Source organism: Streptomyces antioxidans (genome assembly GCF_000968685.2).
In the GTDB taxonomy this organism is placed as follows: Bacteria; Actinomycetota; Actinomycetes; order Streptomycetales; family Streptomycetaceae; genus Streptomyces; species Streptomyces antioxidans.
This window is the reverse complement of the sequence record NZ_LAKD02000166.1, coordinates 1-6,201: the sequence shown is the minus strand read 5'-3', so window position 1 is coordinate 6,201 and position 6,201 is coordinate 1. Positions and strand designations below refer to the sequence as shown.

Genomic DNA, 6,201 nt, shown 5'->3' with positions numbered 1-6,201 from the left:
CCCGACACCACACTGGCCGCGCTCCCCGTGCCCACATGGCCGCCGAAGTCCTCGGGGGCGTCGAGCATGATCGTGGAGTAGTCCTGGCCGTTGGTGCCCACGAACACACCGGTCCGGGTGCCCCGCAACGCGGCCGGTTTGACGCCCCCGTATTCGAACGCCTCCCAGGACGTCTCCAGCAGCAGCCGCTGCTGCGGGTCCATGGCCACGGCCTCGCGCGGCGAGATCCCGAAGAAGGCGGGGTCGAACTGGGGCGCCCCGTAGAGGAATCCGCCCTCGCGGGCGTAGAACGTGCCCGGGTGTTCGGGGTCCGGGTGGTACATGCCCTCGACGTCCCAGCCACGGTCGCCGGGGAATCCGGCGATGGCGTCGCCGCCCTCGGCCAGGAGCCGCCACAGCTCCTGCGGGGTCTCGACCCCGCCGGGGAAGCGGCAGCTCATCGACACGATCGCGATGGGGTCGTCGTCCTGAGGCCGCGCCCGGTGCGCCACCGCCGAGGTGGCCGCCACGGCGGTGGCCCCGCCCAGCTCCTGCCACAGGTGGTCGGCGAGCGCTTCGGCGGTCGGGTAGTCGAAGATGAGGGTCGCGGGCAGGCTCAGACCGGTGGCCAGGTCGAGCCGGTTGCGCAGCTCGATGGCGGTGAGGGAGTCGAATCCGAGGTCCCGGAAGGCGCGGCCCGGCTCGACGGACTCCGCCGAGAAGTGGCCGAGGGCCGAGGCCGCGTGGGTGCGGACGAGCTCCAGCAGGAGGAGGCGCTGCTCCTCGTCCGGCCGTCCGGCCAGCTGGCCCCGCAGCTCATGGCCCGGTGTGGCCCGGCCGGTGGCCCCGGCCGCGGCGGTCAGCAGCTCGCGCGCCTCGGGGATGTCGCTGACGAGGGCGCTGGGGCCCGCGCTCAGCGTGGTGGCCATGGCGGCCCAGTCGATGTCGGCCACGACCAGGGCGGCCTCGTCATGACCGGCGGCCCAGCGCAGCGCGTCCAGGGCGAGCGGGGGAGCCATCGGGGGCAGTGGCCCGCCGCGCATCCGCTCCCCGGCGCGCCCGCTCGCGGCCATGCCGCTCTCGGCCCACGGGCCCCAGGCGATCGCGGTGGCGGCCAGGCCCTGGGCGCGGCGTTGCTGTGCCAGCGACTCCAGGTAGGCGTTGGCCGCCGCGTAGGCGGCCTGGCCCGCGCCACCGACGGCACCGGCGAACGAGGAAAACAGCACGAACGCGTCGAGCGTCAACTCCGCGGTCAGCTCGTGCAGATGGCGCGCCCCCTCGGCCTTCGCGGCGAGGGTGGCGGCGAGCTGGTCGACGGTCAGGCCGTCCAGCACACCGTCGTCCACGATGCCCGCGGCGTGCACGACGGCACTCAGCGGATACCGCTCGGGGACGGCGGCCAGCACGGCGGCGAGTCCATCGCGGTCGGCGGCGTCGCAGGCCGCCACGGTCACCTCGGCGCCGAGCCCTTCGAGCTCCGCCGTGAGCTCGGCGACACCTTCGGCCGACGGGCCGCGACGGCTGGTCAGCACCACGTGTTCGGCGCCCTCGCGCACGGCCCAGCGCGCCACTCGCGCGCCCAGGGCGCCGGTGCCGCCGGTGATGAGCACCGTGCCCCGTGGCCGCCACGCGCGCGCCGCCGACTCGTTGCCCACCGTGATGCGGGAGAGGCGCCGGGCGTACGCTCCGGAGCCGCGCACCGCCACCTGGTCCTCGCCGTGTACGGCGTCCCTGGCGTCTCCAACACGCCCGGCGTTCCCGGCCTCGTTGACACCCCCGCCGTCCCCGGCGTCCCTGGCGGACAGCGCCCAGACCAGTCGCGCGGCGGCGCGCTCGTCCAGCGTCCCGGGCAGATCGACGAGGCCGCCCCAGAGGCGGGGGTGCTCCAGCGCGGCCACCCGGCCGAGGCCCCAGATCTCCGCCTGCGCGGCGCTGGTGAGCTGGTCGGAGCGGCCCACCGAGACGGCACCCCGGGTGGCGCACCACAGCCGGGTGCGGACGTCGGCCTCGGTGAGGGCCCGCACCAGCGTCAGGGTCAGGGCGAGGCCACGGGAGACCGCCGGGTGCTCGGTGCAGGGCCGCTCGTCCACACCCACCAGGGACAGCACACCGCCGATCCTGGAGGGACCGGCGGCGAGTTCACGCAGCCGGTCGGCCAGCGCACCGGGGGCGAGGTCGGCCTCGTCGGCCACCACACGGACGACCTCGGCACCGTGCCGCTGGAGCGCGGCGGACACCGACTCCACGAACGTGTCATCGTCGCCGGAGGCGGGGGCTGGGACGACCAGGAGCCATGTTCCCGAGAGCGTGGCCCCGGGGGTCTCCGAGACCGGCTTCCAGGAGATCCGGTACCGCCAGCCGTCCACCGTGGCCCGGTCGCGCTGCTGACGGCGGTACGAGGACAGCACGGGCAGCAGCTCAGCGAGCGAGCCACCGCCGTCGACCTCCAGCGCCTCGGCCAGCGCCGCCAGGTCCTCGCGCTCCACCGCGTCCCAGAAGCGGGCGTCCACGCTGTCCGCGGCGGTACCGCTCGGCGCTCCGCTCGTGCCCTCGAGCCAGTAGAGCTGACGCTGGAAGGGGTACGTCGGCAGCTCGACCGTATGGGCGCCCCGCCCGGCGAAGACCTGCTCCCAGTCCACCGTCACGCCGTGGACATGGGCCTCGGTCAGCGCGGCCATCAGGGCCTGGGCGTCAGGACGCCCCTTGCGCAGGACCGGCACCACGGCCGGAGCCTTCTCTCCCGCCAGGCAGTCCCGCGCCATCGCCGAGAGCACACCATCGGGGCCCACCTCGACATACGCGGTGACGCCCTGGGCCGCGAGGGAGCGAACGCCGTCGGCGAAGCGCACGGTCTCGCGCACATGCCGCACCCAGTACTCCGGCGCGCACACCTCGTCGGCCCCGACCGGCTCTCCCGCGACATTGGAGACCAGCGCCAGGGTGGGGGCCTGGAACGACAGGCCACCCACCACACGCCGGAAGTCGTCGAGCATCGCGTCCATGCGCGGCGAGTGGAAGGCGTGGCTGACCCGCAGCCGGCTCGTCCTGCGCCCCTGCTCCGCCCACTGAGCGGCGATCTCCAGGGCCGCCGCCTCGTCACCGGCGATGACGACGGCGGTCGGGCCGTTGACGGCGGCGATGCTCACCTCGGCCTCACGACCGACCAGCGAACCGGAAACCTCCTCTTCGGATGCCTCGATGGCGACCATCGCGCCACCCTCGGGCAGCGCCTGCATCAGACGGCCTCGAGCGGCCACCAGCGTGCAGGCGTCCTCCAGTGAGAACACACCGGCGACGTGGGCGGCGGCGATCTCGCCGATGGAGTGGCCGATGAGCACGTCCGGGGTGACGCCCCAGTGCTCCAGCAGCCGGAACAGCGCCACCTCGACCGCGAAGAGCGCGGGCTGGGTGTAGACCGTCCGGTCCAGGAGTTCGGCGTCCGCGCTCCCCTCCGCCGCGAACACCACCTCCCGCAACGGACGGTCCAGCACCACATCGAGGTGTGCGCACACCTCGTCCAACGCCCCGGCGAACACGGGGAAGCCGTCGTACAGCTCCCGGCCCATCCCGAGGCGCTGCGCACCCTGGCCGGAGAAGAGGAACGCCGTCTTGACCGCCGACCCGGCCACGCCCTGGAGCACATTGGGGGCGGCCTCGCCCGCGGCGACGGCCTCGAGCCCGGCGAGGAGTTCCGTACGGTTCGCACCGGAGACCACGGCACGGTGCTCGAACATCGACCGCGTCGCCACCAGCGAGTGGCCGATATCCAGCGCGCTCGACTCGGCCCGCTCGAGCAGGAACGCCCTCAGTCGTGCCGCCTGGGCCCGCAGCGCGTCCGCGCCACGGCCCGACAGCAGCCATGTGGCCACACCGGTGTCGCCGCCGGGCGCCGGGCTCGCCTCGTCCTCGTCCTCGTCAACCGGCGGGGCCTGCTCGATGATGGTGTGGGCGTTGGTACCGCTGACACCGAAGGCCGAGATGCCCGCCCGGCGCGGCTGATCGGTCTCGGGCCACACGGTGGCCTCGGTCAGCAGCCGCACCTCACCCGCCGACCAGTCCACCTGGCGCGACGGCTCGTCCGCGTGCAGGGTCTGCGGCAGCACCCCGTGCCGCATGGCCATCACCATCTTGATGACACCGGCGACACCGGCGGCGGCCTGCGTATGACCGATGTTCGACTTGAGCGCGCCAAGCCACAGCGGGCGCCCCTCCGGCCGCTCCTGGCCGTACGTGGCGAGGAGGGCCTGTGCCTCGATCGGGTCGCCCAGGGCCGTACCCGTTCCGTGTCCCTCCACCACGTCCACATCGGACGGGGCCAGCCGGGCGCTGGTCAGCGCGTCCCGGATGACCCGCTGCTGCGAGGGGCCGTTGGGGGCGGTCAGACCGTTGGACGCACCGTCCTGGTTGACCGCGGAGCCACGCACGATGGCCAGCACGGGATGGCCGTTCTTGCGCGCGTCGGACAGCCGCTCCACGAGCAGCATGCCGACGCCCTCGGACCACCCGGTGCCGTCCGCCGCATCCGCGTACGGCTTGCACCGGCCGTCGGGGGCAAGGCCACGCTGACGGCTGAACTCCACGAAGGCGCCCGGTGTCGACATCACCGTGGCACCACCGGCGAGCGCCAGATCGCACTCCCCCTGGCGCAGCGCCTGCACCGCCAGATGCAGCGCCACCAGTGACGAGGAACACGCCGTGTCCACCGTCACCGCGGGGCCTTCGAGACCGAAGGTGTACGAGATGCGGCCCGATACGACCGAGGTGGCCGTGCCGGTCAGCAGATGGCCTTCGATCTCCTCCGGGAAGCCGTCGACATCCGCCCCGTAACCCGAGGTGGCGGCGCCCACGAACACACCGCCACGACGGCCCTTCACCGACCCCGGAGCGATGCCCGCCCGCTCGAAGGTCTCCCATGAGGTCTCCAGCAGCAGCCGCTGCTGCGGATCCATGGCAAGGGCCTCACGCGGCGAGATACCGAAGAAGCCCGCGTCGAACTCACCCGCGTCGTGGAGAAAACCACCCTCACGGGAGTAGAAGGTGCCCGAACGCTCGGGGTCCGGGTCATACATCCCGTCCACGTCCCAGCCACGGTTGGACGGGAAGTCGGAGATGGCGTCACCACCTCCGGCCACCAACCGCCACAGATCCTCGGGACTCCCCACACCGCCGGGGAAACGGCAGCTCATCGCCACGATCGCGATGGGTTCCTGTTCTCCCGCCTCCAGTTCGCGCAGGCGTTGGCGCGCTTGGTGCAGATCTGCCGTTACCCGCTTGAGGTAGTCCCGAAGCCTATCTTCGTTCACCATGAAAACCTTGCCTATTACGAGTCAAAGAAGACTGAAGAATGAAAGGAGGCCAGAGAACTGCACCTCGGCGGTCACATTTAGCTGAGCTCATTTTCGATGAAATCGAAGAGGTCGTCGTCCGACGCCTCGTCAAGCCGCTGCGTAATGCTCTCGGCTTCCGTAGCTCCGCCCTCTCCGCCGTTCAATTTGGCAAGGAGCATCTGGAGTCGGGATGCGATGGCCATTCGCTCGGCGTTGTCCGGCTCAGCCGTGGAGAGTGATGCCTCGAGTTTTTCCAGATCCGCGATCAGCGGAGTGGCGGATGTCCCTTCGTCGGGGAGGACGCCCGCCCGTACGTGTTCCGCGAGGGCCCTTGCGTTGGGATAGTCGAAGACCAGGGTGGTGGGCAGCCGCAGACCCGTGTCCGCGTTCAGCCGGTTTCGGAATTCTACTGCCGTGAGCGAGTCGAACCCCAATTCCTTGAAGGCGCGGTCGGATTCCACGCCTTCCATACCTGAGAATCCGAGAACCGCGGCCGCGTGGCCGCGCACCAGGTCGAGTACGGCGCGCTCCCGCTCGCCGGGGGCCAGTGCGAGGAGCCTTTCCTTCAGGCGCGATCCGCCCTCCGCGTGGCTCTCCTCGGCGGTACGGGCCTGCTCCAGGGCCGATACGACCTCGGGCAGGTCGCCGAGGAGCGGGCTGGGCCGCCCGATGGTGAACGCGGGGGCGAACCGCTCCCAGTCCACATCGGCCACCGTCACCACACCGTCGTCACCCGCGACCGCCCCCTGCAGCGCGGCCATCGCCAGACCGGGCGCCATCGCGGGCAGACCACGGCGCGCCAGCTGGTCGCCGCCGTCTCCGGCCGCCATGCCACTCTCGGCCCAGGGGCCCCAGGCCACCGCAGTACCAGCGAGACCCCGGGCACGCCGATCCT

2 protein-coding genes are annotated in these 6,201 nt (G+C 72.2%); both read right to left on the bottom strand.

What is annotated here, in order from left to right; translation table 11 throughout:
- A partial coding sequence (locus VT50_RS37155; protein ID WP_143645352.1) for a type I polyketide synthase occupies positions 1–5,285 on the bottom strand: 5,285 nt, incomplete at its 3' end.
- Between the two features lie 77 nt (positions 5,286–5,362).
- Positions 5,363–6,201, bottom strand: an 839-nt coding sequence (locus VT50_RS37150) for a phosphopantetheine-binding protein (protein ID WP_240529471.1), incomplete at its 5' end; no start/stop codon positions are given.